Annotated in this window: 18 protein-coding genes; 5 read left to right on the top strand and 13 right to left on the bottom strand. The window is 62.7% G+C overall.

From position 1 onward, the window contains the following. The first annotated feature begins 6 nt into the window (after positions 1-6). Together DFO48_RS18050 and DFO48_RS18045 are read left to right on the top strand one after the other, a co-directional pair. Complete coding sequence (locus tag DFO48_RS18050; protein WP_114864333.1) at positions 7-843, top strand: SDR family NAD(P)-dependent oxidoreductase; 837 nt, start codon at positions 7-9, stop codon at positions 841-843. Between the two features lie 158 nt (positions 844-1001). Next, on the top strand, positions 1002-2111 hold the full coding sequence (locus DFO48_RS18045) for a Rieske 2Fe-2S domain-containing protein (RefSeq protein ID WP_003078342.1): 1110 nt from the start codon (positions 1002-1004) through the stop codon (positions 2109-2111). A gap of 175 nt (positions 2112-2286) precedes the next feature. Here DFO48_RS18045 and DFO48_RS18040 read toward each other — a convergent pair whose 3' ends face one another. Together DFO48_RS18040 and DFO48_RS18035 are read right to left on the bottom strand one after the other, a co-directional pair. Beyond that, a complete protein-coding gene (locus tag DFO48_RS18040; RefSeq protein ID WP_114864332.1) occupies positions 2287-3012 on the bottom strand; it encodes an EthD domain-containing protein in 726 nt (241 codons plus the stop codon). Further along, positions 3009-4304 carry an MFS transporter gene (locus DFO48_RS18035; RefSeq protein ID WP_233506444.1) on the bottom strand — a complete coding sequence of 432 codons (1296 nt, stop codon included), beginning with the start codon at positions 4302-4304 and terminating at the stop codon, positions 3009-3011. Before DFO48_RS18035 ends, DFO48_RS18040 begins: the two co-directional genes overlap by 4 nt. Before the next feature lie 298 nt (positions 4305-4602). On the opposite strand from DFO48_RS18035, the gene DFO48_RS18030 reads away from it, so the two are divergent. Continuing rightward, positions 4603-6318 carry an amidohydrolase family protein gene (locus tag DFO48_RS18030; protein WP_114864330.1) on the top strand — a complete coding sequence of 572 codons (1716 nt, stop codon included), beginning with the start codon at positions 4603-4605 and terminating at the stop codon, positions 6316-6318. Positions 6319-6629: 311 nt separating this feature from the next. Next, positions 6630-7028, top strand: coding sequence for a hypothetical protein (locus tag DFO48_RS18025; RefSeq protein ID WP_233506443.1), 399 nt, complete (start codon positions 6630-6632; stop codon positions 7026-7028). Positions 7029-7129: 101 nt separating this feature from the next. Here the strand turns inward: DFO48_RS18025 and DFO48_RS18020 are convergent, their stop codons facing one another. The 7 genes from DFO48_RS18020 to DFO48_RS17990 form a co-directional block, all read right to left on the bottom strand. After that, entirely contained in the window at positions 7130-8755 is a 1626-nt protein-coding gene (locus DFO48_RS18020) for an AMP-binding protein (protein WP_114864328.1), read from the bottom strand. Positions 8756-8973: 218 nt separating this feature from the next. Beyond that, entirely contained in the window at positions 8974-10332 is a 1359-nt protein-coding gene (locus DFO48_RS18015) for an MFS transporter (protein ID WP_003078353.1), read from the bottom strand. Between the two features lie 103 nt (positions 10333-10435). Continuing rightward, on the bottom strand, positions 10436-12847 hold the full coding sequence (locus DFO48_RS18010) for an acyl-CoA dehydrogenase (RefSeq protein WP_114864327.1): 2412 nt from the start codon (positions 12845-12847) through the stop codon (positions 10436-10438). Between the two features lie 29 nt (positions 12848-12876). Continuing rightward, positions 12877-14583: a GMC family oxidoreductase gene (locus tag DFO48_RS18005; protein WP_114864326.1), complete on the bottom strand. Its 1707-nt coding sequence runs from the start codon at positions 14581-14583 to the stop codon at positions 12877-12879. An 86-nt stretch (positions 14584-14669) separates the two neighbouring features. Beyond that, positions 14670-16841 (bottom strand): 3-hydroxyacyl-CoA dehydrogenase NAD-binding domain-containing protein, encoded by a 2172-nt coding sequence (locus DFO48_RS18000; RefSeq protein ID WP_114864325.1) that lies wholly within the window; start codon positions 16839-16841, stop codon positions 14670-14672. 17 nt (positions 16842-16858) lie between these two features. Next, positions 16859-18064 (bottom strand): acetyl-CoA C-acetyltransferase, encoded by a 1206-nt coding sequence (locus DFO48_RS17995; RefSeq protein ID WP_114864324.1) that lies wholly within the window; start codon positions 18062-18064, stop codon positions 16859-16861. 288 nt (positions 18065-18352) lie between these two features. Next, positions 18353-19096, bottom strand: coding sequence for an SDR family NAD(P)-dependent oxidoreductase (locus tag DFO48_RS17990; protein WP_003078362.1), 744 nt, complete (start codon positions 19094-19096; stop codon positions 18353-18355). Between the two features lie 182 nt (positions 19097-19278). Between DFO48_RS17990 and DFO48_RS17985 the strand changes: the two genes are divergently transcribed. Next, on the top strand, positions 19279-20412 hold the full coding sequence (locus DFO48_RS17985) for a CaiB/BaiF CoA-transferase family protein (RefSeq protein WP_114864473.1): 1134 nt from the start codon (positions 19279-19281) through the stop codon (positions 20410-20412). Between the two features lie 221 nt (positions 20413-20633). Here the strand turns inward: DFO48_RS17985 and DFO48_RS17980 are convergent, their stop codons facing one another. From DFO48_RS17980 to DFO48_RS17960, 4 genes are all read right to left on the bottom strand, one after another. After that, complete coding sequence (locus tag DFO48_RS17980; RefSeq protein WP_199407031.1) at positions 20634-22085, bottom strand: diguanylate cyclase; 1452 nt, start codon at positions 22083-22085, stop codon at positions 20634-20636. A gap of 618 nt (positions 22086-22703) precedes the next feature. Beyond that, on the bottom strand, positions 22704-23951 hold the full coding sequence (locus tag DFO48_RS17970; protein ID WP_042438158.1) for a LuxR C-terminal-related transcriptional regulator: 1248 nt from the start codon (positions 23949-23951) through the stop codon (positions 22704-22706). A 41-nt stretch (positions 23952-23992) separates the two neighbouring features. Further along, entirely contained in the window at positions 23993-25195 is a 1203-nt protein-coding gene (locus DFO48_RS17965; RefSeq protein WP_003078372.1) for an acetyl-CoA C-acyltransferase, read from the bottom strand. Between the two features lie 136 nt (positions 25196-25331). Next, the gene (locus DFO48_RS17960; RefSeq protein ID WP_003078374.1) at positions 25332-25817 is read right to left on the bottom strand and encodes a MaoC family dehydratase; all 486 of its coding nucleotides are present in this window, start codon (positions 25815-25817) and stop codon (positions 25332-25334) included. Positions 25818-25819: the final 2 nt, after the last annotated feature.

Below are 25819 nucleotides of genomic sequence, written 5' to 3'. Positions count from 1 at the left end.
ACTCTCATGAGCCAGCCCGTAGTTCTCATCACCGGTGCCAGCCGCGGCATTGGCGCGGCAACTGCCGTCTACTTTGCCACCAGGGGATGGCGCGTGGCCATCACCGCGCGCACGTTGACCGAAGGCGCGCAGCTGGACAACCAGCTGCGTCTGCCAGGCGGCCAGCTGCTGTCCGGCAGTCTGGAGTCCACCGCCTGGGCCATCGAGGCAGCCGGCGGCGAGGTATTTCCGCATGTCATGGACCTGATGGACCTGACCAGCCTGGACAAGGCCGCCAACGCTGTGCTGAAACGCTTTGGCCGTGTCGATCTGCTGATCAACAACGCCGTCTACCAGAACCGCGAGATCAACCACCTGATCCCCGAGATAACGGCCGAGTCGCTGCAGCGCTCCATGCTGGGCAATGTCATCGCCCCTTTCCATCTGGCACAGCGCCTGCTGCCGGCCATGGCGGCACAGGGCGGCGGCCGCATCATCAATGTGTGCTCGGCTGCGGGCCAGTACAACCCGCCCGTGCCCGCCGACCAGGGTGGCTGGGGCTTTGCCTATGGAGCCTCCAAGGCCGCCATCGCGCGCCTGGCCGGCTGCATCAACACCGAATACAAGCAGCAGAATGTGCGCGCCTTCAGCGTCAACCCCGGCGTGGTGAGCACCGAGGCCGTCAAGGCCACGCTGGGCGACGATGGCCTGCTGGCTCAGCGCTATGGTGCCTCTACCCCTGAAGAGATTGCTGCGGCACTGTTCTGGCTGGGCACTGAGGAAGACGCTCTGCCACTGGCCAAGAGTTACACCATGATTGACCTGCAACCACTTCACAAAGAGCGCGTGGCTAGGGCAGCATGAACAGCATGTAAGCGTGCGCAAACACCCAACCCAGGGCAAACCCTGTGCGGTTTGCGCCAGATCAAAGCTGCGCCTTCACTCGTCCAAACAGAGTATGCGCGGCGACGTCGCTTGCCAGAAGATTCATCCGTCCAAAACTAAATACGGAGACCTCTGCAATGGCAACCACGAAGGACTACCGCCTCGGTGAATTCACCTACCCACGTGGCTGGTTCATGATTTCCGAGGCCCAGGCGCTCGACACCCACAAGCCCGTGGCCGTGCGCTTCTTCGGCCAGGATTTCGCGCTGTACCGTGGCCGCGAAAGCGGCAAGGTCGTGCTGCTGGACGCTTACTGCCCCCATATGAAGACCCATCTGGCAGCGCCCAATACCACCAGCTATGTGGTGATCGACGGCGGCGGCAGCAATGTGGAAGGCGACGGCATTCGCTGCCCCTATCACGGCTGGCGCTTCGGCGCGGACGGCAAGTGCGACCACATCCCCTATCACGACGGAGCCATTCCGGCCGCGGCCGCAGTCAAGAGCTGGAAGGTTGTCGAGCAGTACGGCGCCATCTGGGTCTGGTTCGATCCCGAAGGCGGTGAGCCCGACTACGATCTGCCCACTTTTGGCGACTGGCATGACGAGACCTATGTCAACGGCCAGTGGGACTACCTGGGCGAGCTGAACCAGCACCCCATGGAGGTCGTGGACAATATTGCCGACTATGGTCACCTCAGCCCCATCCACGGCTCCACCGTGGCGCGCTTCGAGAACGAGTTCAAGGGCCACAACGCCATCCAGCGCCAGTGCGGCGGTCACCGAACCCTGGTGGGCGAAGGCGGTGCCAGCGCCGATCTGCACACCGACACCTGGTACCACGGCCCCGCCATCCTGGTCTCCAAGGTCAGCGGCATGTTCAACTCCTTCATGATGATCATGCATACCCCCATCGAGGACGGCAGGATCAAGGTCTGGCACAACCTGCTGGTCAAGACTGCACACGGCGGCCTGCCCACCAAGGCGGACGAAATCGCGGCCAAACAGTACCAGGAAGCCAGCCGCCTGGCCTTTGCCCAGGACTTCGAAGTCTGGTCGCAGAAAGCTCCCTGCCTGAACCCGCTGTTCATCCCCAGCGACGGCGCATTCCTCAAGGCCCGTATCTGGTACAAGCAGTTCTACAACCCCCGCGCCAAGGCGGCCGAGTATCTGGACCAGTGCGAAGGCAGGTACATTCCTCGCGGAATGGTGGCCTATACCCAGGAAGCCGAGGAAGCGACGGCCTGATCCCGAGAATCTCCAAGGCCAAAGGCCCATGCGCTTGCATGGGCCTTTTTTTGTCGGAGTGAATATCTGCTTCCAAAACCATAGCTCCAAGCGCTTTATCCCCATGAAAATTCAATACAAAACATATTGAAGTCCTTATTCATAAAGCGTGAGAAGCTACTATCTTTTCAAGTCCTCAAGGTCTGGCATGCGTCACCTGCGTCAGTATGAAGACATGTTCGCCCCAGCCAAACTCGCCGTCCTGCGCACGGTCCGAGACATCGAGTGAAGCCGCTGCCGCCTGCGCCTGCTCCACCGAGTCGAACCACCACTCGACCACATGGCGGTAGCCGTAGCCGCAAGGCGGCTGCTCATCGACGGTGTTGCAGACAATGCGGCCGGCCAGGCCAAGGGCAAGGCTTTGCCACTGCGGTGGACAAATCTCCGGCAAGGCCGCTGCACCCCGCCAGACGTCGCTGCGCTGCAAAAAGCCGATCAACATGACTTGTTGGTGCTGCGGCAAGACATCTGCGCACAGGCTGCCACGCAACACCTGCTGACGGCATAGCAGCGAGAAATTGCGCACATAGTCGGCAAACACGCGCGGCTCGTCGGGACGCATGACGGCCAGAGTTTCCGGATCGCTCCAGATGGCCGAGCCGGCTTCGCGCTCTGCCAGCACCATGAGGTTGACGCCGTCATAGTCCTTGCTCAGCTCTACGGCATCTGCCTGCAGATGTCGTGAGCACTGGGCCACTGCCTTGACGCGCTGGCCCACGTTGCGGCACTGACGACCCAGCGCGGAATGCTCGCGCCAGGCCTGCGCGAACTCCTCCGGGCGCAGCGCCGGGTTGCGCCGTGCCAGATAGATCATCTTCCAGACGACGCAAGAATCCTTCCCGGTCACTTTTTCCGCCTTCATGCGGCAACTGCCACGGGGGCGTGGGCCTTGCGATAGGCGCCGGGGTAATGCTGCAGAGCACGGTAAAACGCCCATACCGCCGGCAACAGCGTGCACATCATGATCGCCATGGCATAGCGCAAGCCTTCGCCGGGCGCAACGGCGTTGAGCACATCACTGAGCCAGCCGGCCACAATAGGCCCCACTCCGTTGCCCAGCAGGGCTCCGGCCATCAGCACCATGGCGCTGGCCGTGGCTCGCCGCTCGGTCGGCACGACCAGGCTCAAGGCAGCGTAGGTGGCCGGAGCCCACCAGGATGTGAAGAACGAATAGATCAACATGCAGGCCATGGACAGCATGAACATGTCCGAGCCCACCAGCAGATAGCCGAAACCCAGCACCATGGCCACGCTGGTGCCGATCACGGGGATGCGAATCTGCCAGCGCACATCGCTGCGCGCCAGCCGGTCCGTCAACCAGCCAGAGAACAGGCTGCCCGAGACCGAGAGCACAGCGGCCCCTGCAGAAATTGTCCCCGCCTGTTTGAGACTGAGATCGAAACGCCGCGCAAGCAAAGCCACATTCCAGGCGCCGATCGAGATTCCCGCGATCAGGACACAAGCAGCGCCCACGATCAAAAACCGGGTCACGGGCTCTTTCCATATCAAGGCGACGGCAGATTTGGCCTGCTGCCGGCCGTCCTGCGGCTCGGAGATCACCTGCGCGATGGTACGAGCGGGTTCGCTGATGCTCAGGCGCAGCACCAGGGACAGGACCATGATGGCTACACCGACGATGACCATGGTCACACGCCACCCCCACCACTCGGCAAACAACGGCCCCAGCAACAAAGCCAGCAAGGCGCCCATCGCATTGCCGACACCAAAAACACTCATGGCACGCGAGCGCTCATGGGGCTTGTACAGATCGGCCAGGATGGACATGGACGCAGCGCCGCCACCGGCATCCCCCAATGCGGCACCGGCGCGCGATGCCGCCAGTCCACCCGAACCAGTGGCCAGCGCGCCCAGCGCCGCAACGCTGCCACCAACGCCACGGCACCATGCAATCAGGCTGCGACGCTCTTGTCTATCTGCCAGTCGTCCCAGAGGAATGCCCAGTGCCGCGAACGTCAGCGCAAAACCGAGTCCGGTGATCAGGCCGATCTGCAAGTCCGAGAAGCCGAACTCCTGCTTGATGGGCTGCAGCAGCACAGCCAGGATCTGCCGGTCCATGAAGGTCAGGGCAGACAGGGCCGTCAACAGCGCCAGCACATACACCCTTGATGGGTTCTGATGATTTTTGTTTGTCATTGTTTTCTTGGCTTTTTTGCATCACGTCATGGCTCTCGCCGCTGCTCACGCCTCAGCAGCGCTGTCTGCCCTCGGACGCAAGGAGCGCGGGCGCAGGTCTTTGCACACGTCTCACATCGCGGCCGCATCCATGTCCAGTTCAATGGAACGGCCTTGAGCATCGTGGTCATGAGCAGCCGCCCTCACATCGTCCCAACGGACGATTCCCTAACCCGGATTGGCCTTGCGTGCGGATTGCCTCTTAATGGAATGCGGCTGCGGGCTCGACCGCACGCCAGAACCTCAAGGAGACTGACACATGCAGCAATTCGACCTGCTGATCCGTAGCGGCCGCATCGTGGACGGCACCGGCGCCCCCGCTTACCTCGCAGACCTTGGCGTGCGCAACGGGCGCATCGCCGCCATCGGCCAAGACCTGGGCACCGCCGCGCAGCAAATCGATGCCGACGGATTGCTGGTGACGCCGGGCTTTGTGGATGTGCACACGCACTTCGACGGTCAGGCGACCTGGGATGAAAGGCTTTGGCCAAGCTCCCAGCAGGGCGTGACCACCGCAGTAATGGGCAACTGCGGCGTGGGCTTTGCCCCCTGCCGGCCCGAGGACCGCGACACGCTGATTGCGCTCATGGAGGGCGTCGAGGACATCCCCGACACCGCGCTGCATGAAGGCCTGCCATGGAACTGGGAAAGCTTCCCTGAATACCTGCGAGCCTTGGAAGAGCAGCGCTACGACATCGATATTGCCGCGCTGCTGCCTCACGGTCCGCTGCGCGTCTATGCCATGGGCGAGCGCGCCATACGGCGCGAGCAGGCCAATGCCGAGGACATCAGAACCATGCAGGAGCTGATCAAGCAAGGCCTGGCAGCCGGAGCCGTGGGTCTGTCCACCTCGCGCACCATGGCCCACCGCTCCAAGTCGGGGGACTTCACCCCCATGTACCAGGCCGTGAGCGAGGAGCTGCTGGAGCTGGGACTCTCGCTCAAGAGCTATCCGAACAGCGTTTTCCAGATGATCTCGGACTTCGAGCACGTCGAGGACGAATTCGGAATCCTCACACGCGTCAGTCGGAACACTGGTTGCGCCGGCACGCTCACCGTGCTTCAGTATCCGCACCGCCCGCAGTTGCACCGAGAGCTGCTGCGCCATATTGAAACAGCCAATGCCGACGGGCTGCGCATCATGGGCCAGGTGCTCAACCGCCCTGTGGGCGTACTCATGGGGTTTGAATGCAGCCTGAACCCCTTTTCCAGCAAGCCCAGCTATGAAGCGCTGGCTCAGCTCAGTCCGGCAGAACGCATCAAAGAGCTGTCGCGACCAGGCACGCGCAGCGCCATCCTCGGCGAGAAGGACCGCAATCCCCACCTGTTCATGGAGTACTTCGGCCAGAACTTTGCGGGCATGTACCCCTGGTGCGGACAAGAGCCCAACTATCTGCCGCAAGAAGGGGATTCGGTTCAGGCTCTGGCCGACGCAGCCGGCCAGCCACCGCTGGATTGGATGTATGACTTCATGCTGGGCAATGAAGGCCAGGCCCTGGTCTATCTGCCCATGGCCAATTATCTGAACCATGACTGCAGCGCCCTGCACGAGCTGCTCGGCCATCCCCACACCGTGCCCGCCCTGGGCGATGGCGGAGCTCATGTGGGCACCATCTGCGACGGCAGCGCAACGACCTTTCTGCTCACAGAATGGGTGCGCGAGCGCGGCCTGTTCAGCATCGAGCAGGCCGTCCATATGCTCACGCAGCGGCCGGCTTCGCTCTACGGCTTTGCCGACCGAGGAGTCCTGCAGGTCGGCAAACTGGCGGATATCAACCTCATCGACCTGCAGGCGCTCAAAATTCTGCCGCCGCACATCGCTCGCGACCTGCCTGCCGGCGGCAAGCGCTTCCTTCAAGGCGCGCAGGGCTATCGCTACACCATCAAGTCCGGCCAGATCACCTACCGCGACAGCATGGCCACCGATGCATTGCCAGGCCGCTTGCTCAAGCGCAGCGAGCACAGGGGCAGTTGAACGCTGCCGGTCTCCCCATCAGGCCGCAAAGCAAGCCCGGCTCTTGAGGCCTGCGCTCATTTTTTCATCCGGACAGGAGCGCTTTCGTGCACATCCCTGCATCCAAAAACGGACCAGATCCGCCAGACCCGCGCTGCTTGTGAGCAGCCATCCTCCCTGGCCTCCTTTGCAGAGATCGGGCGCCTCGATCAGGCGCCTTGAGCAGATCGTGTTCACGCCATGCGGATCCCAGCGATATAGTGACCCGTCATCTTCCATGTCTGTACCCCATGCATTTGCGCAAGTTCCATACCCCGCTTCAGACGTGGCTCATGCTGCTGAGCTTTTTCGTCATGCCTTGCAGCGCGCAGGAAGCTGCTGCCTGGGAAAAACAGGTCACGGGCCGCACTTCCATCACCAGGCTGGGCACGATTGACTACGAGGTGGGCTACAGCAGCGCAGGCTTTGACCATTTCTCTTCTGAAATCGTGGCCAGATGGAATGACGGAGGAGCGCAGGAGCAGACGCTGTACGAAGGCATTTACGACCGGCCGCCCGCCAAGGTCTGGGGAAATGGGCCCCATCTTTGCATTGCCATGCAGACCTGCGCGCGCTATTCGGATCGCTGCAGCCAGTATGTGATTGCACACCGCTATGACACGCAGGCCAAGGCCTTTGTGGCGCTGAAGTCCGAGAAGACTGCGCGCCGGATCTGCGCTGCGCCACGCTGAAGATAAAAAAAGAAGGAGGCCGGAGCCTCCTTTAAATCCCGTCGTCAGGCGCGACGAACAGGGTATCTTCTGTGCTGTCTGTAACTGTTCTTCCTTCTGGTTCAGGCCGCTACGGCGCCGAGCGGCTCATGCTCCGCCGCATAGGCCTTGGCCCAGCGGTAATCCGCCTTGCCTGCCGGGCTGCGCTTGACTTCAGTGGCCAGATATACGGCGCGCGGCAGCTTGTAGCCCGACAGATTGCTGCGGCAGATCTTTTCGAACTCCTGCAGATCGAACTCATGCCCCTGCTGCACCTGCACCACGGCCACCACCTTGCTGCCCCAGCGTTCGTCAGGAAGGCCCACGACCACCACATCCTGAACCGGCGGGTAGCGGCGCGCGGTTTCCTCCACCTCTTCGGGGTAGACCTTCTCGCCTCCTGTGTTGATGCACTGCGAGCCACGACCCAGCACCACATATTCGCCCGTGGTGTCGATGCGGGCCCTGTCCCCTGTCAACACCCAGCGGCTGCCCTCGACCATCACAAAGGTCTCGGCCGTTTTCTTGGGATCTCCGTAATAGCCCAGGGGCATGTGACCACGGCGCGAAAGAATGCCTTCCTCCCCTGGCTGATTCAGGATGCGCAGATCTTCGGAGATCACGCTGAGGTCAGGACGCGGCGAGATGCGCATAAAGCCTTCGCCCTCGGGCGTTTTCTCCCCTCCGCCCAAGACACCGGATTCGGAGCTGGCCATGCCGTTGTTGAGCACCAGATGAGGCACCTGCACCAGCAGCCGCTCCTGCAGATGACGCGAAAACACGGCACCGCCGTTGCCGAAGATCATCAGTGACTTGAGAGGCCAGCGCCCGGGGTTGTTCTCCAGCGTCTGGATGATGGGCAAGGCCATGGCATCGCCAACCACGGCCATCACATTGATCTGGTGATGCTCGATCAGATCCAGCATGTACACGGGATCAAAGTTCTTGCGATCGTTCACATAGACCGGATGCCCGGAAAACAGGCTGATCAGGGTGGCCCACATGGCTGCGCCATGCATGAGCGGGGCCGCCGCCAGATAGGCCAGCGCCGGACCGTTGGGCACCAGTTGCAGCAGCTCCTCCGGCCTTTCGATGGGAGGCCGGCGGAAGTAATAGCCGCCACCGCCCAAGGCCCCCATGAACAGGGATTTATGCGGCCACATCACGCCTTTGGGCAGACCCGTGGTGCCGCCGGTGCAGAGCATGAAGATATCGTCATCGCTGCGCTCGGCGTCCGTGAGTTCCCGGGCGCCTTCGGCCAGCACCGACTCGTAGGGCTGAACGCTTCTGGGCAGGCCATCGCGCACAGTGCCAACCCGCAGCGCCAGGCGCAGCGTCGGCACCCGGGGCATGACTTCCAGCACCGACGCATCGAAGTCCGCGCCATAGACCAGGCCGCGCAGATCCAGGCTGTTGAACAGTCCCTGAAGCTCATCGGCCACATAGCGGTAGTTCACGTTCACGGGCACGGCGCCGATCTTGCTGCAGGCGAAAAAGGCCTCCAGATACTCGGCGCAGTTGTAGAGCTGGATGCCGACGTTGTCGCCCCGCCCGATGCCACGCGCACGCAGCGCATTGCCCAGCTGATTGGCTCGCTCGTCGAGCTGCTTGAAGCTGAGCTTCTGGTCGCCGCAACCGAAAGCCGTGCGGTCGGGTACGGCCTGTACCACCAGCTCGAAAATATCTGCCAAATTGAAGGTCCGCTTCATCTTCCTGTCTCCGTCTGTCCTTGAGTTGTTCTGAATTCACTGCGTCTGCAATCGCTCTCATGCTCGGCGGCTGGCCTGCGGCATCCATCGTCCGCTTGAACTGGGGACAGACCCTTGGTCACTGGCGCGCCAATGCTCTGACTAAACGGCATGTGCTGCCAAGAGCGCCAACCCTAGTGCGTATGCCTTCCGGCTGGCAGCAGGCAAAGCGCTGCCGCTCAAGCCGTCTTTCCTGCTGCCAGCTGCGCCGCGTAGTGCCTGATGACCCAGACATAGATTCCCACCGCCAGCAGATAGAACGTCAGCATGCAGACCAGCGCCCAGCGCAGCGACTCCTGCCCGTAACCGGCAGTGAAGGCGTCGCTGAGCAGTCCCACCGCCAAAGGCCCCAGCCCGCCGCCGACAGCCGTCAGCAGCAGGTTGTAGATGGACAGCGAGGTCGCCAGGCGATGCGCTGCGATCACATTGGTCAGTGCCGCAAAGACCGGCGCCGCCCAGAAGCTGGAGAAGATGGCAAACAGGCCATAGAAGGCCACGGCGTGGGGAATCTGCAGCCCCGCAAGCTGCCAGGTCTGGGGCGAGGTGTTGAGATAGAAGGCCAGCCCCAGCGGCACCGAGATCAGCGTGCCCAGAATCGGCATGCCCACCTGCCAGCGCTTGTCGCGCCTGGCCATGAGATCCGTCAGCCAGCCGCTGAGCAAAGCACCAGCGATGGCTGCAGGCCCGCCGATAAAGCCCATGATGGCGCCAGCATCCTTGAGCTGAAGACCATGGGAGCGCACCAGAAACGCGGTATTCCACATGCCGATCGCGTAACCCGCGAACGCCATCAGCATGCTGGCCAGCCCCAGGCCCACAAACGCCTTGTTGCGCACCAGGGCTGACATCACCTCGCTGAACTTCTCGGTTGCTGCCTGCACCACGGCACGACCTTCCTGCGCGCCACGCAAGGGCTCACGGCAAGTCAAGCGCAGCATCAAAGCGATCAGCACGCCGGGCACAGACAGCCACAGAAAGGCCGCACGCCAACCATGGTGCTGGGCAATCCAGGCTCCCACGCCCAGGCCCACCAGCGAGCCCAGATGCGGACCCAGGCTGAACACGCTCATGGCCCGGCTGCGCTGCTCGGGCGGGTAGACGTCTGCGATCATGGTGGTCGATGCGGCCGTGCTGCCCGCCTCTCCCACAGCCACGCCCACACGAGCAGCCGTCAGGCTCCAGAAGCCCACCGCCATGCCGCAAAGACCCGTGGCAACGCTCCAGCCGGCGCAGCACCAGGCGATCAGGTTGCGGCGGTTGGTACGATCGGCAAAGCGGCCAAAAGGGACGGCCAGAATGCTGTAGAACAGAGCAAAGGCCAGACCCGTGAGCAAGCCCATGGCGCTGTCCGAAACCCCCATCTCCTGCTTGATGGGCTGAATCAGCACCCCCATGATCTGGCGGTCGATCATGCTCACTCCATAGACGAGCAGCAGCACCAGCAGCAGATAGTGACGACGCCAGCCCGTCACATTGCTCGCCGACATCACCCTGGCCGAAGCGGCTTGCGGCACTCGGGCCGCAGCAGATGCACTCATTTCCTGTCTCCTGAAAAACGTGATCTCCGCCACGTGGATTGAATGGAGCCTTGCATTCCCGGTAAAAAGGCCGCGGCACTTTGCGGTGTGCCGCGCCAAGTCACTAGGCAAGCAGTTCGCAGAAGGGAAGGTCCTTGTCCGCACGAGGCTCTGCGGCCAGCCCCAGCACGCGCTCGCCAATGCTGTTGAGCACCACCTCGTCGGTACCGCCCGCAATGCGCATGCCGGCAGAGCCGAACCACAGGCGCTCGACCATGGCAAAGCGCTCGCCAAGTTCGCTGGCGGCCAGCACGCCGCGCTCGCCCAGCAGGTCGATGGCGAAGTAGCTGAAGGACTGCAGCGCGGCAGCGGCCACGTTCTTGGCGCCGCTCATTTCGGGGCCGGGCTGGCGGCCCTTGCTCAGCGCCGTCAGCGCGCGGCACTGCAGCAGCCATAGCGCCTGCTCCTTCAGATAGAGGTCGGCCCAGCGCTCGCGCAGGCGACCGTCCTGCAGCGCCGGCCTGCCGTCAAACCGATGATCGGCCAGCAGGCCCGCCGTGGTGCGCCACAGCTCGGCGGGCATCACGCCGCCGATGGCCAGGCGCTCTGCCATCAAGCCTGTCAGCGTGACCTTCCAGCCACCGCCCAGCTTGCCCACCATCTGACTATCGGGCACGAACACGTCCTCGAAGAAGACTTCGTTGAACTCGGACTCGCCCCCTGCCTGGCGAATCGGGCGCACGGTAATGCCCGGCGAGCGCATATCGAGGAAGAAGGTGGTCAAGCCTTCAAACTTGCTCGCCTGCGGATTGGTCCTTGCCAGCACCAGACCAAACTGGGCAAACTGCGCCAGCGACGTCCAGACCTTCTGCCCGTTGACGATCCATCCCTCGCGGCCATCGGTCGCGCGCTCGGCACGTGTGCGCACCATGCCCAGATCGGAGCCGGCACCCGGCTCGCTCAACAGCTGGCACCAAAGGTTTTTTCCGCTCAGTGCCGGGGCCACATGCTGGCCCAGCACTTCGGGGCTGGCATGTGCCATCACCGATGGCAGCACCATGCCCAGGCTCACATTGAACATGCCCGTGGGCACCTTGACCTTGCCCTCTTCCTGGCGCCAGATCAGCTCCTGCATGGGTGTGCCGCCCCGGCCCCCCAGCATCTTGGGCCAGGTAATCGCGCCAAAACCCGCTGCAGCCTTCTTGCCCTGCCAGAGCCGGGCTGCCTCCATGCGCTGCTCGGCAGTCATGTCACGACCGAAGTAGTCGTCGGCACTGGCCTTGGGCTCGGCATTGGCCTGCAGCCAGGCGCGGCATTCGGCGCGGAAGGCGGCCTCTTCGGGCGTGTCTTCAAAGTCCATGGACTGGCGCTCAGCCGCGGCCAAGCTCTGCCCAATCGTCTCTTTCGCAGGAGCAAGCAACCGCTTTTGCAACTCGACCGCCACCTGCTCGCGCCAGGCGTGGATACTGCCCAGCTCCACGGCCTGCTGGCGCGCACGGCGGTAGAACAGATGGCAATCCAGCTCCCATGTATAGCCCATGCCGCCGTGGGTGTGCAGGTTTTCCTGCGCCGCGTCCGACAGCGCCTGAGTGCTGCTCACGCGAGCTGCGGCGGCTGCGCCGGGCAGCTCGGGCACACCATCAGCCAGCGTCATGTCTGCCGTCAGTGCCCAGGCCCCGTAGTAGCAATGCGCACGGGCCAGCTGGTTGTTGGTGTAGAGATTGGCCAGCTTGTGCTTGATGCCCTGATAGGACCCAATGGGACGGCCAAAGGCCTTGCGCTCCCTGGCGTAGCTGCAGGCCATCTCCAGTGCGGCGTCAGCTGCTCCCAGCTGTTCAAAGGCCAGCATCACGGCCGCGCGATTGCGCACGCGCGCCAGCACTTGAGCCGCGCTGCCGGCCCCGTCAAGTTGCTCGGCCGCCGTGCCGTCAAAGCGCAACAAGGCATAGGGCTTGGAAGGATCCAGCGTCTTGAGCTTCTTGCGCTGCACCGAGCCGTCACACCTGAAGGCCACCAGCACATCCGCTCCCGCCGCATTGCGCGCCAGCGCCACACCCCATTGCGCGGCCATGCCGTCGGCCACCAACGGACATTCCCCCTTCAAGGTCTTGCCGTCAAACAGGGGCAGAGCGGATGGCGGCTCCTGCCCGTCCGTCGGCGCTGCCAGGCAGCCAATGCTTCCGCCCGAAACCGGCAGCAGCCATTGCTGGCGTTGTGCAGACCGATCCTGTGTAGATAGCAGGACTGCCTGCACCGCCAGATACATGGTCGATGCCAGAGGCACAGGACTGAGCTGGCGGCCCACTTCCTCGGCCACCACGCACATTTCCATGGAACCAAGGCCTATGCCGCCGCAGTCCTCGGGCAGCATCAGGCTGGTCACCCCCAGCTGGGCCATGCCGCTCCATACGTCCTGAGCATGATGCCCCTCGCCCTCGAGCAAGGCACGCGCCTGCGTCAACGGCGATTCCCTGGTCAGGAATTTTCGTATTTCGTTGCGCAAGGCGTTCTGGTCGTCACTGAAATCGAAGTTCATCTTTTTGTCTCCACCCATTCTTCCAAAGCTCAAACCACGGCGGCGGCAGGTACGACATCCGGTAGCACCGCAGCCACATTCCACCGCCTTGCAGCGGGAGGTTCCAGGCCCAGCACCAGATCTGCGCCCTTGTCGCCAATCACCACCGATGCAGCATTCGTGTTGCCCGACACCAGATGCGGCATGACCGAGGCATCGATCACGCGCAGCCCCTGCACGCCCTTGACCCGGAGATCGGGCGTGACCACGCTCAGCGGGTCGGCCGCATCGCCCATGCGGCAGCTGCCACTGGCGTGATGGCCAGAGCCCAGGTACATGGAGATCCAGTCCAGCAGCTCGTCATCGCTTTGCAGATCAGGCGTCGGTCGGGTCTGCGTTTCGATCAGCCCGGCCAGTGCAGGCTGACGGGCGATCGTGCTGGCCATGCGCACGCCGTGAAGCAGCGCCTTGCGGTCACGCGCGTCGTGCAGAAAGTTCATGCGTATGCTGGCCAGCTCCTCGGGATGGCGGCTCCTGAGCCGGAGCTGGCCGCGCGAGTAAGGTCGCACCTGGTAGGGCGCCATCGTCATGCCGGGGAAGGCCTCGGTGCGGTAGTTCTTGCCGCTTTGCATATAGCCCTCGATATCGCCGGTCACGGGCAGGCCGTGAATCTGGATATCGTTGTAGGGCAGGCTCGCATCGCTGCTGAACCATGCGGCAAACTCCGAGGCAGGCATGGCCATGGCTCCCTGCCTGGTCAACAGGTACTGAATGAGCGAAGCGCCAATACCCAGGCCGCGCAGTGAGCGGTTGAGGCTGGGCGTTCCGGCCTTCATGCGCCAGGACATGGGGACAATCGCATGGTCCTGCAGATTGGCGCCCACCCCGGGCAGATCCACCTTGACCTCGATCCCCATCTCCTGCAGATGCGCGGCAGGGCCGATGCCCGAGAGCATCAGCAGCTGGGGCGACTGCAGGGCACCGGCGCACAGCAGCACTTCCTTGCCGGCACGGGCAGCGCGGCTTGCGCCGGTCTTGTCCTTCCAGTGCACGGTGCTGGCGCGCAGCCCGTCCAGACCTATGCCGGTGACCAGCACCTGCATGCGCACATCCAGATTGCGCCGCTGCATGGCGGGCTCGATGGCGTTTTTGGCCACCGACGAGCGCTGACCATTCTTGAGATTGACCTGAAACAGCCCTGCCCCGTCGGGATGGCCGTTGTTGAAATCCTTGCAAGCGGGCATGCCGGCTTGAATAGCGGCCTGCACCATGGCCAGCGATACCGGATGGGGATTGTGCAGATTGTTGGCCGTCAGCGGCCCGCCGCGCCCGTGCCAGGGCCGGGTGAATTCTTGTTCGCTGCGCTGCTGGTCTTCGGTGCGCACAAAGTAGGGCAGCAACTCGTCATAGCTCCAGCCCACCGCCCCTTGCTCAGCCCAGCTGTCGAAATCCGCCCGGTCGCCGCGCACATAGATCATGCCGTTGATGGACGATGAGCCCCCCAGGCGCTTGCCTCGTGGCAGGCTGATGCGGCGCCTGGCTGCGTACTGCTCGGGCTCTGTTTCGTGCCCCCAGGAATAACGGGAGCTGTTGATCATCTGGCCCCAGCCAGAAGGCATGGAGACCAGCAAATCCTTGTGGCTCGCGCCGCCTTCGAGTAGCAGGACCTTGTGCTGCCGGTTCTCGCTCAGCCGCGCAGCCAGTGTGCCGCCCGCCGAGCCAGCGCCTATGACGATGTAATCGAAGACTTCATCCATGGCTTGTCTCCATTGATTGTTATTGGATGAGTGACTGTGCCGATCCGGCACCGGGTGAGCGCGCCACCCCACCCTTTGCGGCCTGCTCAGGCTCTGGCAGTCTTTCCGTAGAAGGTCTGCCCCTTGGCCGCCATATCGCGCAGCAGCTGCGGGGGCCGCAGTTGCTCACCAAACAGATCTGCCAGACGGTCGGCCTCGGCCACGAACTGCGGCAGACCTATGCCATCGATAAAGCAGAACGGGCCGCCTGTGTAGGCCGGAAAGCCCACACCCAGAATCGAGCCGATGTCGCCGTCGGCCGGTGCCAGCAGCACGCCCTCCTCCATGGCACGCGCTCCTTCGACGGCCTGCACATAGAGAATGCGCTGCTTGAGGTCATGGGCGCTGGGCTGCAGGGCTTTGAGCGGGTAATGCTCAGCCAGGCCCGGCCAGATGCGCTTGCCGCTGCCACCCTCACTGGGGTCGTAGTCATAGAAGCCCTTGCCCACCTTGCGGCCCAGGCGGCCCAGCTCGAACAGCTTGCCGATTACCGGCACGGAGCGACCGGGCCTGTACTCCTCTGGAAACTCCTTGGCCTGAGATTCACCCGCATGCTTGGACAGATCAATCGACAGCTCGTCGGTAATGGCCAGCGGCCCCACAGGCATGCCCGCATGTTTTGCACAGTTCTCTATCAATGCAGGGGCAATGCCTTCGGCCACCATGCCGATGGCATCATCCACAAACGCACCGATGAAGCGGCTGGTGAAAAAGCCGCGCTTGTCGTTGACGACAATCGGCGTCTTCTTGAGCTGAGCCACGAAGTCCAGTGCCTGCGCCAGCGTGGCATCCGATGTCTGCCTGCCGCGAATGACTTCCACCAGCGGCATCTTGTCGGCCGGCGAGAAGAAGTGCAGACCGATGAAGCGATCGGGCCGCTCGCTCGCCTGCGCCAGCAGACTGATGGGCAGGGCCGATGTGTTGCTGGCCAGCACGCAGCCGGGCGGCAGCACGGCGTCCAGCTTGCGGGTCACTTCGGCCTTGATGGCACGGTCTTCGAACACGGCTTCGACCACCATATCGGCATCGTGCAGCTGCTCGTAATCGGTGCAGGGCGTGATGCGAGCGAGGATGGAATCGGCCTTCTCGCGGCTCTGGCGGCCCTTGTCCACCTGCTTGGCCAGCACCTTCTCGGAGTACTGCTTGCCCTTGTCCGCAGCTGCCTGATCCCGGTCTATCAGCACCACCTCAATACCGCGCTGGGCGGCCACCAAGGCAATGCCCGCACCCATCATGCCTGCGCCTATCAGGCCCAGCTTGCGGCATTGGAAGGGCTCAAAGCCTGCAGGACGGTGCATGCCTTTCTCGGCCTTGGTCTTGTTGACGAAGAGCGTGCGGATCATGCCGCGCGCCACGGGGCTGCGCGACAACGTGGCCATGTATTTGCTCTCGATGCGCAGGCCCTTGTCGATGGGCAGCTGGCAGCCTTCGTAGATGCAGCTCTGAATGCACAGCGGCGCCGGCATATTGTGAAAGGTCTTGGCCTGCAGCAGGGTGTTGCCCACCACGAAAGCAGGGGCCACACGTGGGTCCAGCGGGCCGCCACCGGGGATGCGAAAGCCTTTCACATCCCAGGGCTGCACTGCCGTGGGGCCGGCCATCAGCCAGGCCCTGGCAGCACCGAGCAGCTGCTCGGGAGCCACCACTTCGTCCACCAGTCCGGCTTCCCTGGCCTTCACGGCCTGCAGCTGCTTGCCTTCCATCAGAAAAGGCATGGCAGCCAGAATGCCGATCATGCGCGGCAGGCGCTGGGTGCCGCCGGCACCGGGCAGCAAGCCCACTTGCGCCTCAGGCAGGCCGACCATGACCGTGGGGGCATCGGCGGCAATGCGATGGTGGCAGGCCAGGCAGATTTCATAGCCGCCTCCCAGTGCCATGCCGTTGATGGCCGCCACCAGCGGCTTGCCCAGGGTCTCCAGCTTGCGCAGCAGCCTGGACAGCGATGCGCAGGAGGCGAACAGCTCCTCGATAGGCATGTCCGCCATGGCGTCGATGTTGGCCTCCATGCCCATCAGGTCGGCCCCCGCAACAAAGCTGTCCTTGCCCGAGGTGATGATGCCGCCGCGCACCCGGTCGTCGCCTTGCATGCGTGCAATACAGGCCTCCAAGCTGTCCATGAAGGCCTGGTCGATCACGTTCATGGTCTTGCCGGGGTAATCCAGCGTCAGCGTGGCAATGCCGTCCCCATCTACGGCGTAGCGAATGATTTCCGTTGTCATGATTTCTGCTTCCTCACTCACACGCGTTCGATGATCATGGCCGAGCCCATGCCCGCCGCCACGCACAGGCTGATCAGTGCCGTGCGCTTGCCGGTGCGCTCCAACTCGTCCAGCACCGTGCCCAGAATCATGGCGCCCGTCGCCCCCAGCGGGTGGCCCATGGCAATCGCTCCGCCGTTGACGTTCATGCGCTCATGGGGAATGTCCAGCTCCTCCATCATGGTCAGCACCACCGTGGCAAAGGCCTCGTTGAGCTCCCACAGATCGATGTCGGAAGCCTGCATGCGCGCCCTGGCCAAGGCCTTGCGCGCGGCATGGGCCGGGCCGTCCAGCATCAAAGTCGGCTCGGAGCCTATGCTGGCAAAAGCACGGATGCGCGCACGAGGCTTGAGCCCTTGCTTGGCACCCGCTTCTGCCGTGCCAATCAGCACCGCCGCTGCCCCATCGACAATGCCCGAGCTGTTGCCGGCATGGTGATGATGGTGAATCTGCTCGACCTGCGGATACCGCTGCAGCGCCACGCTGTCATAGCCGTATTTCTGGCCCATCTCGGTGAAAGCGGGCTTGAGGGCGGCCAGCGAATCAGCCGTGGTCTCGGCTCGAATGGTCTCGTCCTTTTCCAGCAGCGTCATGCCCAGAAAATCCTTGACGGGCACCACCGACTTGTCAAAGCGCCCCTGCGCCCAGGCCGTGGCGGCGCGGCGATGGCTTTCGGCCGAGTACGCATCCAGATCATGGCGGCTGTGGCCGCGCAGCGATGCCAGCAGATCGGCCGAAATGCCCTGCATCACGAAATAGGTCTTGCTGGCCAGCTGCGGGTCCTGCGCCCAGGCACCACCGTCCGAGCCCATGGGCACGCGGGACATCATCTCCACGCCGGCACCGATCGTCATATCGGCCTGACCGGACATGACCTTGGCCGCCGCAAAGCTCACCGCCTCCAGGCCCGAGCCGCAGTAGCGATTGAGCTGCACGCCGGCCACGCTCTGCGCATAGTCGGCCTGCAACACCGCCATGCGGCCCACATTGCCGCCCTGCTCGCCCACGGGCACCACGCAGCCCATGACCACGTCGTCCACCATCGCCGTATCGAGCCGATTGCGCTCACGCAACGCCACCAGTGGTTGCGCGGCCAGCCAGACCGGCGTCACCTCATGCAGTGCTCCATCCGGCTTGCCCTTGCCTCGGGGGGTCCGGACATGGTCGAAGATCAATGCCTCCATCTGCTTTCCTCACATCACCAGGTTGTTATCGAGTTCTTTTTCAGATTGCCATACGGCTTTTGCCCCAACCTACCTGATTCAGACTAGGGGCAGACTATGAGAAAAACCGGTCGCATCCGCCCCTGGTGGCACATGGCCGGCCTCTGTGGGTGCGAAAGCCGGTTTGCGCCGCCAGAATGCCCCCAGCAGGGGCTTTGTCGCCTTCGGTGCCGCAGCTCGCGGTCTCATGAGCGACAAAAAAGCCTTCCGGCTTTCACCACCGGAAGGCTGCGAGCGAGGCTGTCGGACTCAGGCCACCAGACCACCGCCATTGACCGGCAGCACTTGGCCGTTGACCCATTCCGCTTCGGTCGATGCCAGATAGCTCACGGCCGCACCCACATCCTGGGGCGAGCCGGCCCGGCCCACGGAAGTGCCCTTCCTGGCAATCTTCTCCGAGCCCTCCCAGTTGTTCATGGTGCCCAGCGACAAGGCGTTGGCCGTCACGCCATGCGGGCCCACCTCGCCCGAGAGATTGCGGATGAAACCGATTGCCGCCGCCTTGGCCGCACCATAGGCGCACAGTCCCATGCCCGTGGCCGTGCGCGCCGCATCGGAGTTGATGGCCACGATGCGGCCCCAGCCCCTTTGCTGCATGGCGGGCAGCAGCGCCTGGCAAGCATGCATCAGCCCGTGCAGATTGAGCTGCAGCCAGGCGTTCCACTCGGACTCGGGCGACTGCAGAAACGGCGTGTAGCCCCAGCCCTGGGCCGGAATGCCGGCGTTGTGCACAAAGATATCGACCACGCCCACCTCGGCCTGGATGCGCTCGACCATGGCAAAGATGGCGGCGCGATCCGTCAGGTCCGCGGCCTGGGCCGAGGCCTTCAATCCCGCTTCGCGCAGTTGACGCGCCGCACTCTCAGCGCGGTCCTGATGAAAGTCGTTCACCACCACATGCGCGCCCTGCGCGGCCAGCGCCTGCGCAATGCCGAACCCCATGCCGCGCCCGGCGCCGCTGACCAACGCCACTTTCCCATCCAGCCTGAACATGTCTTGCACTCCTTCTATATGGAATGCCCAGTGTTGGCCCGGCCTGCGCCCCGGACATACTCCAAATGGACGGGGTCAAAACCGGCGGGATCCACAAGATAGAAAAGTCAGAGACACCACAGGAGACCGACTTGAGCACAGAAAACCCGTCCCAGGGCCAGAACCAGGGACCTTTGACCGGAATGCGCGTCCTCGAATTTGCAGGCATAGGCCCTGCCCCCTTTGCCGGCATGATGCTGGCCGATATGGGCGCCGAAGTGATTCTCATCGAGCGCAGCGCCGACCATGCGGCTGCATCCCGCTACCCGCGCATGGCGCAGAACCGGGGCAAGAAGTCCATCGCACTGGACCTCAAGTCCGAGGCCGGACGCGCCGCCGCCTGGAAGCTGATCGAGTCTGCCGACGCGCTCATAGAAGGCTTCAGGCCCGGCGTGATGGAGCGCCTGGGTTTCAGCCCCGAGGAAGTCGCCCGCCGCGCGCCCCGCCTGGTCTTTGGCCGCGTCACCGGCTGGGGCCAGACCGGCCCCCTGTCCCAGGCCGCTGGCCATGACATCAACTATGTGGCGCTGACGGGCGTGATGTCCACCTCCATGCGTCCCGGACAGGCGCCCGTGCTGCCACCCACCATCGTGGGCGATATGGCAGGTGGCGCCATGTTCCTGCTGTTTGGCATCATGTGCGCCATGCACGAGGCGCGCCAATCCGGCACGGGTCAGGTGGTGGACGCGGCCATGATCGACGGAGTAACCGCCATGAGTGGCCTGATGCACCAGATGCGCGGCGCCATGGGCTACTGGAAGGACGACCCCGCACAGAATCACTTTCTCAACACCTCCCCCTTCTATGAAGTGTTCGAGTGCGCAGATGGCAAGCACATCACCCTGGGCGCCATCGAGCCGCAGTTCTATGCCTTGCAGCTGCAAAAGCTGGGCCTGACCGATGTGGACCCCAGGCGCCAGTACCAGAGCGCGGACTGGCCCGAAGTCAAGGCCCGCGTGGCCGGGATTGTGCGCAGCAAGACCCAGGCACAGTGGTGCGCGGAACTCGAAGGCAGCGATGTCTGCTTTGCCCCCGTACTGAGTCTGGCCGAGGCACCCGCTCATCCGCACAACGCCCAGCGCAATCTGTTCATCGATCTGGAAGTGGACGGCAGCACCCAGCGCCAGCCCTCACCGGCCCCACGCTTTTCACGCACTCCCGCGCGTCGGCCCACACCAGGAACCAGGATCGGGCAGGACACCGATGCCGTGCTCGCCTCCCTGGGCTACACCCAGAGCGATATAGCGGCGCTGCGCGAGAGCAAGGCCTGCGCCTGAGCAGCCATCGGCCAGGCGGCCAAGCGGCCAAGCGGCGTAAAGGACTAATGCTACTTAAAGTATAGCTATTATCGCTTTATAAGAATAGATTTCAGATATTTTTCATATTGAAATCCATATACATAAAGCGGTAGCAGCTATCACTATTAAAGCAACTTGCCTTGCCGGGGTAGACGCAGCCATGCAGGCCAAGCCCCGGCGTCACCAGAGCGCCTGCGGCGCTATGCCGCAGGCGAGCTGGATAGAACGACCTTGTTGCGCCCGGTCATCTTGGCGCCATACAGCGCCTTGTCGGCCGACCGCAGCACCTCCTGCATATCCAGATCCTTGCCCGGCACCCAGGCCGCACAACCGATGCTGACCGTGATGCAGCCGAACTCGCTTCCGGTGTGCGCAATCGCAAGCTCGGAGACTGCCTCCCGGATGTTCTCGGCAATCAGCGCGCCTCCATCCAGAGTCGTGTCCGGCAGCACCACGATGAATTCCTCCCCCCCATAGCGGGCCGCACTGTCCTCGGGGCGCCGGATATTGCTGGCAATGCATCTGGCCACGGTAGCCAGAACCGCATCCCCGGCCTGATGCCCGTAGGTGTCGTTATAGGCCTTGAACCAGTCGATATCCACGAACAGCAGCGAGAAGGCGCTGTGACTTCTTTTGGCCCTGTGCCACTCGTGCTCGATGATCTCGTCGAGCTTGCGGCGGTTGTTCAGGCCGGTCAGGCCATCGGTACGCGCCAGCAGCGCCAGTTCGGACTCTGCGCGCATGCGCCGCTTGAGCTGCACTCCGAACGCGAAGGACAGGCCAATAAAAGCCATCGTGAGGGTCGCCATGACAGAGGTAATCAGCACGGCTCTCTGGCGCCAGACCTCGTAAATATCGGAATGCGCCTTGGCCACCATGATGATGAATGGCAAGCTGGGCAGATTCTTGAAGTAGTACGCGCGCTGCGCGCCATCCAGGTAGGAGGTATCCGAAAAGCTGCCTTCGGGTGCCGACATGAACTGCTGGAACGTGCTTGCATTGCGGATATTGCGCCCGATGACCTTTGCATCGAAGGGCTGCCGCATCATCATGGCGCCATCTTTTCTTATCAAGGCCAGCGATCCGTGTTTACCTAGCGAAAGCACAGAAAACAGTTTCTGAAAGTACTCCAGCTGAACATCAATGAGCACAATGCCGGCGAAAGAGCCGTCCGCATGGGAAATCCGGCGGCTCAGAGGGATGCTCAGGGAGCCGCCATGCAGCGGTGATGAATAAGGGTCACCCACGTAGAGCCCGATGCTTGGACTCTCCTTATGCACTTTGAAAAAGTCATGATCCGAGTAATGCCCGTTCACCGAATTCTCGGCCCCTGCATTGAGGGCAATTTTTCCGTCTGCGTCAAGAACCAGGATGGATCCCAGATAGGTTGCGGTTGCGGCCTTGTCGAACAAGGCCGCATTACGCAAATGCGGCGAGGCGGCCATCACTTCGGAATCGTTGAGTCCATCGACCACGGCTTGCAACGACAGTGCATAGAGCTCGAAGTTCCTCACCACATCGTTTTCAGCAAGAAGGGCCACATTGCGCGATGTTTCTATCGCATGCTCCATTGCATCCAGTCGACTCTGGTAGAGGACGACGGTACAGATCGCAGTCATCGACAGCGCAATAATCCCTCCCACCAAGAGCATTGCATAGGGCGCACTAGAAATGAAGTGGAAGTGATCAAAAGCAGGCTTGCGAAATAGTTTCATGTCGTTGCTTTATTTGAGCGAGCCGGTCACATTTCTTCTGTTTAGCCATGCAAGTGCTTTCTTCCGTAGGAACACCGGATACTCACCCCCGCGCCCGTCATTCTGCCTTGGTTTCTCCAGTGAGGGGCGGGGGTTATCTTGCTCTGGCTGGCATGCGCGCCTCGACCGCCTGCCTGCTCTCAAACAATTGAACTTGCGTGATGGAATATGTGCAAAGCAAGCCAGGGAGATCACAGGACCATGCTGCACGTACAAGCTGCGCGCAAGCAGACTCCAGGGTCTGAAGATTGATTTCGCCAAGGAATGCATGAACCACATTCACCGGACTTGCCTCCAGCCGGAAAGTCATTTCTGCATCGGCGCCATTTCGGCCCGGCCTGACTTTCAATGAGTCGCGGCCGCTCTATGCCCAATCACGAGCAGCCGGAATCCGCGCATCCCATCGACATGCTGCGCGAGGTATTTTGCACGGTCACGGTTGAAAGCAGACTGCCCGGCTCTGCTCCATATGCAAAAAACGGGCCGAAGCCCGCTTTTTATTTGCACCAACCGTCTTCACTTGTTCCCCAGCCAGGCCACGCTATTGAGAAAGATGCGCACCAGCTCGGTCTGGCGGCGCACCCCCGTCTTGGAGAAGATGGAGCGCAGATGGGCTCGGGCCGTATTACGGCGGATGTTGAGCGCTTCGGCAGCCTCCTCCAGCGACAGGCCGTTGGCCAGCTGGATAGCCAGCGAGGTCTCGGCCGGCGTCAGCTGGAACAGCTGCTGAGCCAGCTTCACGGGTGGGTCGGCCTTGCCGCCGGTGTCGCGTACAAAGACGGCGACGCTGGGACGCTGCTTGCCTTCGGTCCACTCGTCGGGCGAGATGCTTTGCACCACCACGCCCCAGTTGAGCTGACCCGACTGGCGGCTGACCGACATGCCTTCGGTCATCGACAGACGCGAGACCTGGGTATGCATCAGCGCATCCTTGATCAGGCGCTGCAGCTTGCGGTTGTCGTTGGCGTAGTTGGCCTCCAGCATGCCGCCGGAGATCTTCAGGCCGTCCTGCATGTCCAGGATGCTGGCCGCAGCGGGATTGCACTCCAGCACATTGCCGTTCTGATCGAGGATGACCACCCCCACCATCAGCTGGGCCGTGGCCTTGCTGTAGAGAGAGATGACCTGACGATCCTGGTTCACCGACAGATGCAGGTTCAGCGCGCGCTTGATGTGCGGCAGCATCATGGAGCCGAAGGCACGCTCCTGCTTGTTGAAAGCCGGGGCACCTTCGGGCCGCGTGATGCGCAGACCGTAGACGCAGCTGTCCTTGGTGACGATGTCGGCAGCCATCACGTGAAACACCTGCAGTTGCTTGCACCAGTCGTTGTAGTAGCTTGAAGCGCGCCACTCGGACTCGGGCATCACGTCCCCCACGGTCACGATACGGTCGGTAGGCATGCCGCGAAACGGGCTCATGCTGATCTTGGGACAGTTCGGCATCAGATCGCGGCGGTCGCCTGCGGCCGAGACGATCAGCCCCACATCATCGGCAGAGCCGGGGCGCACGATGAGCGAAGCGTAATTGCCGCCCAGTTGCAGACGCAGAGTCTCCAGAAAAGGCTTCCAGCCTTCCGGATCCATGGCAGCTTCATAGAGCTGACTGATCAGCGCACTGAACTGCTCGGCGCTCACAAAGGGCGCATCGGCCGACGCACGCACTGGGGCCGGGGTGTCGAATATGGGCACATCCTTGATCACGCAAGCGATGGAGCTCGGCGTGTAGGTGGAAAAACCCATCTTGGCGAAAGCGCTGTCCATCATGTTCAACTCCTTGGTTGAAGGTTGGTTGCAGACAGATCGGATCAGTTCAGCTCAAACAGGCCGGCCGCGCCCATGCCGCCGCCAATACACATGCTCACCACCACAAAACGCACACCGCGGCGACGGCCTTCCAGCAGGGCGTGACCCACCAGACGGGCGCCCGACATGCCGAAGGGATGACCGATGGAGATTGCGCCGCCGTTGACGTTCAGGCGCTCATCGGGAATACCGAGTTTGTCGCGGCTGTAGATCACCTGGCAGGCAAATGCCTCGTTGATTTCCCACAGGCCGATGTCGCCAACCGTCAGCCCATGCTGCTTGAGCAGCTTGGGGATGGCATGGACGGGACCGATCCCCATTTCATCGGCACGGCAACCTGCCACGGCCACGCCGCGATAGATACCCAGAGGCGCGAGGCCGCGGCTGCGGGCTTCGTCGGCACTCATCACCACACAGGCGCTGGCGCCGTCGGACAGCTGGGATGCATTGCCGGCCGTGATGAACTGGCCTTGCTCCACCCACTGGCCGTTCTTCCATACAGGCTTGAGCTTGGCCAGACTCTCAAGCGTGGTGTCGGCACGGTTGCCCTCGTCGCGGGTCAGCGTAACTTCCTCACTGCCGGTGACATTGCCTTCCTTGTCAAACAACTGCTTGACCGTGGTCAGCGGCACAATTTCATCGTCGAACAGACCACGGGCCTGTGCAGCGGCCACGCGCTGCTGGCTGCGCAGCGAGTACTCGTCCTGGGCTTCACGACTGATGCCGTAACGCTGGCTGACCAGCTCGGCCGTCTCTATCATCTGGATGTAGGCTGTGGGCTCTGCGGCCAGCACCGCCTTCGACTGGGCGCGGTACGAGTTCTTGTACTTGTTCTGTACCAGGGAGATGGACTCCAGGCCTCCAGCCACAGCGATATTCATCTCGCCGGTCATGATGCCCTTGGCAGCCGTGGCAATGCTCATCAGGCCCGATGCGCACATGCGATCGATCACCATGCCGCCCACGGATTCCGGCAGGCCGGCGGTATAGCCGCACAGACGCCCCAGGTTGTAGCCCTGTGTACCCTGCTGCGCGGCAATGCCCAAAATGACATCATCCACATCCGCACCGGCCACATTCGCCTTGTTGAGCGCCGCGCGAATGACGTGTCCGCCCAGCACGGGGGCTTCGGTGTCGTTGAAGGCACCACGGTAAGCCTTGCCTATGGGGGTACGTGCCGTCGAAACGATGACTGCGTCTTTCATGTCTTTGTCTCCTAACTTTCTTTTCGTCGCGCCCTGGGCAGCTTTTGCTGCCGTATCGAGGTCGGCCACTCTGTCGGCAGCTCATCCCTCTTCACAAAAAATGCAACCGCCCACCGAAGCGGGCGCTTGCACACACTCAATTTTCCCGGATAAAGAACAGCCTGCTGATGGTTTCAACCACACAGCCGGGTTTATCCTGATTCCTGACCTGTACGGTAATGCGGATCGTGACCTGTACGCCGTCTTCCCCGATCGGCGTAGCCGCCACCACCTCGCCGCTGCCACGCACGAAGCTGTTCACCAGCACCGGAGCCGGAAAACGCACCTTCTCGCAACCATAGTTGACGCCCATCTTCAGCCCCTGATAGCTGACCAGCTGAGGCAAAAACAGATTGGCCAGAGACAGCGTCAGATATCCATGGGCTACGCAGGCGCCGAACGGGCCGTTCCTGGCCTGCTCGGGGTCCACATGAATCCATTGGTGATCGCCCGTGGCATCGGCAAACTGATTGATGCGCTCCTGCGTGATCTGCATCCATTCGGTCTCGCCCAGCTGACGCCCCACCGATGCCTGCACCGAGGCTGCCGAGTCAAACAGCATCTTGTCTGCGACTGCATTCATGC

It is taken from the genome of Comamonas sp. AG1104, from assembly GCF_003350425.1.
GTDB lineage: Bacteria > Pseudomonadota > Gammaproteobacteria > Burkholderiales > Burkholderiaceae_C > Comamonas > Comamonas testosteroni.
This window is presented reverse-complemented; position numbering and strand designations above follow the sequence as displayed.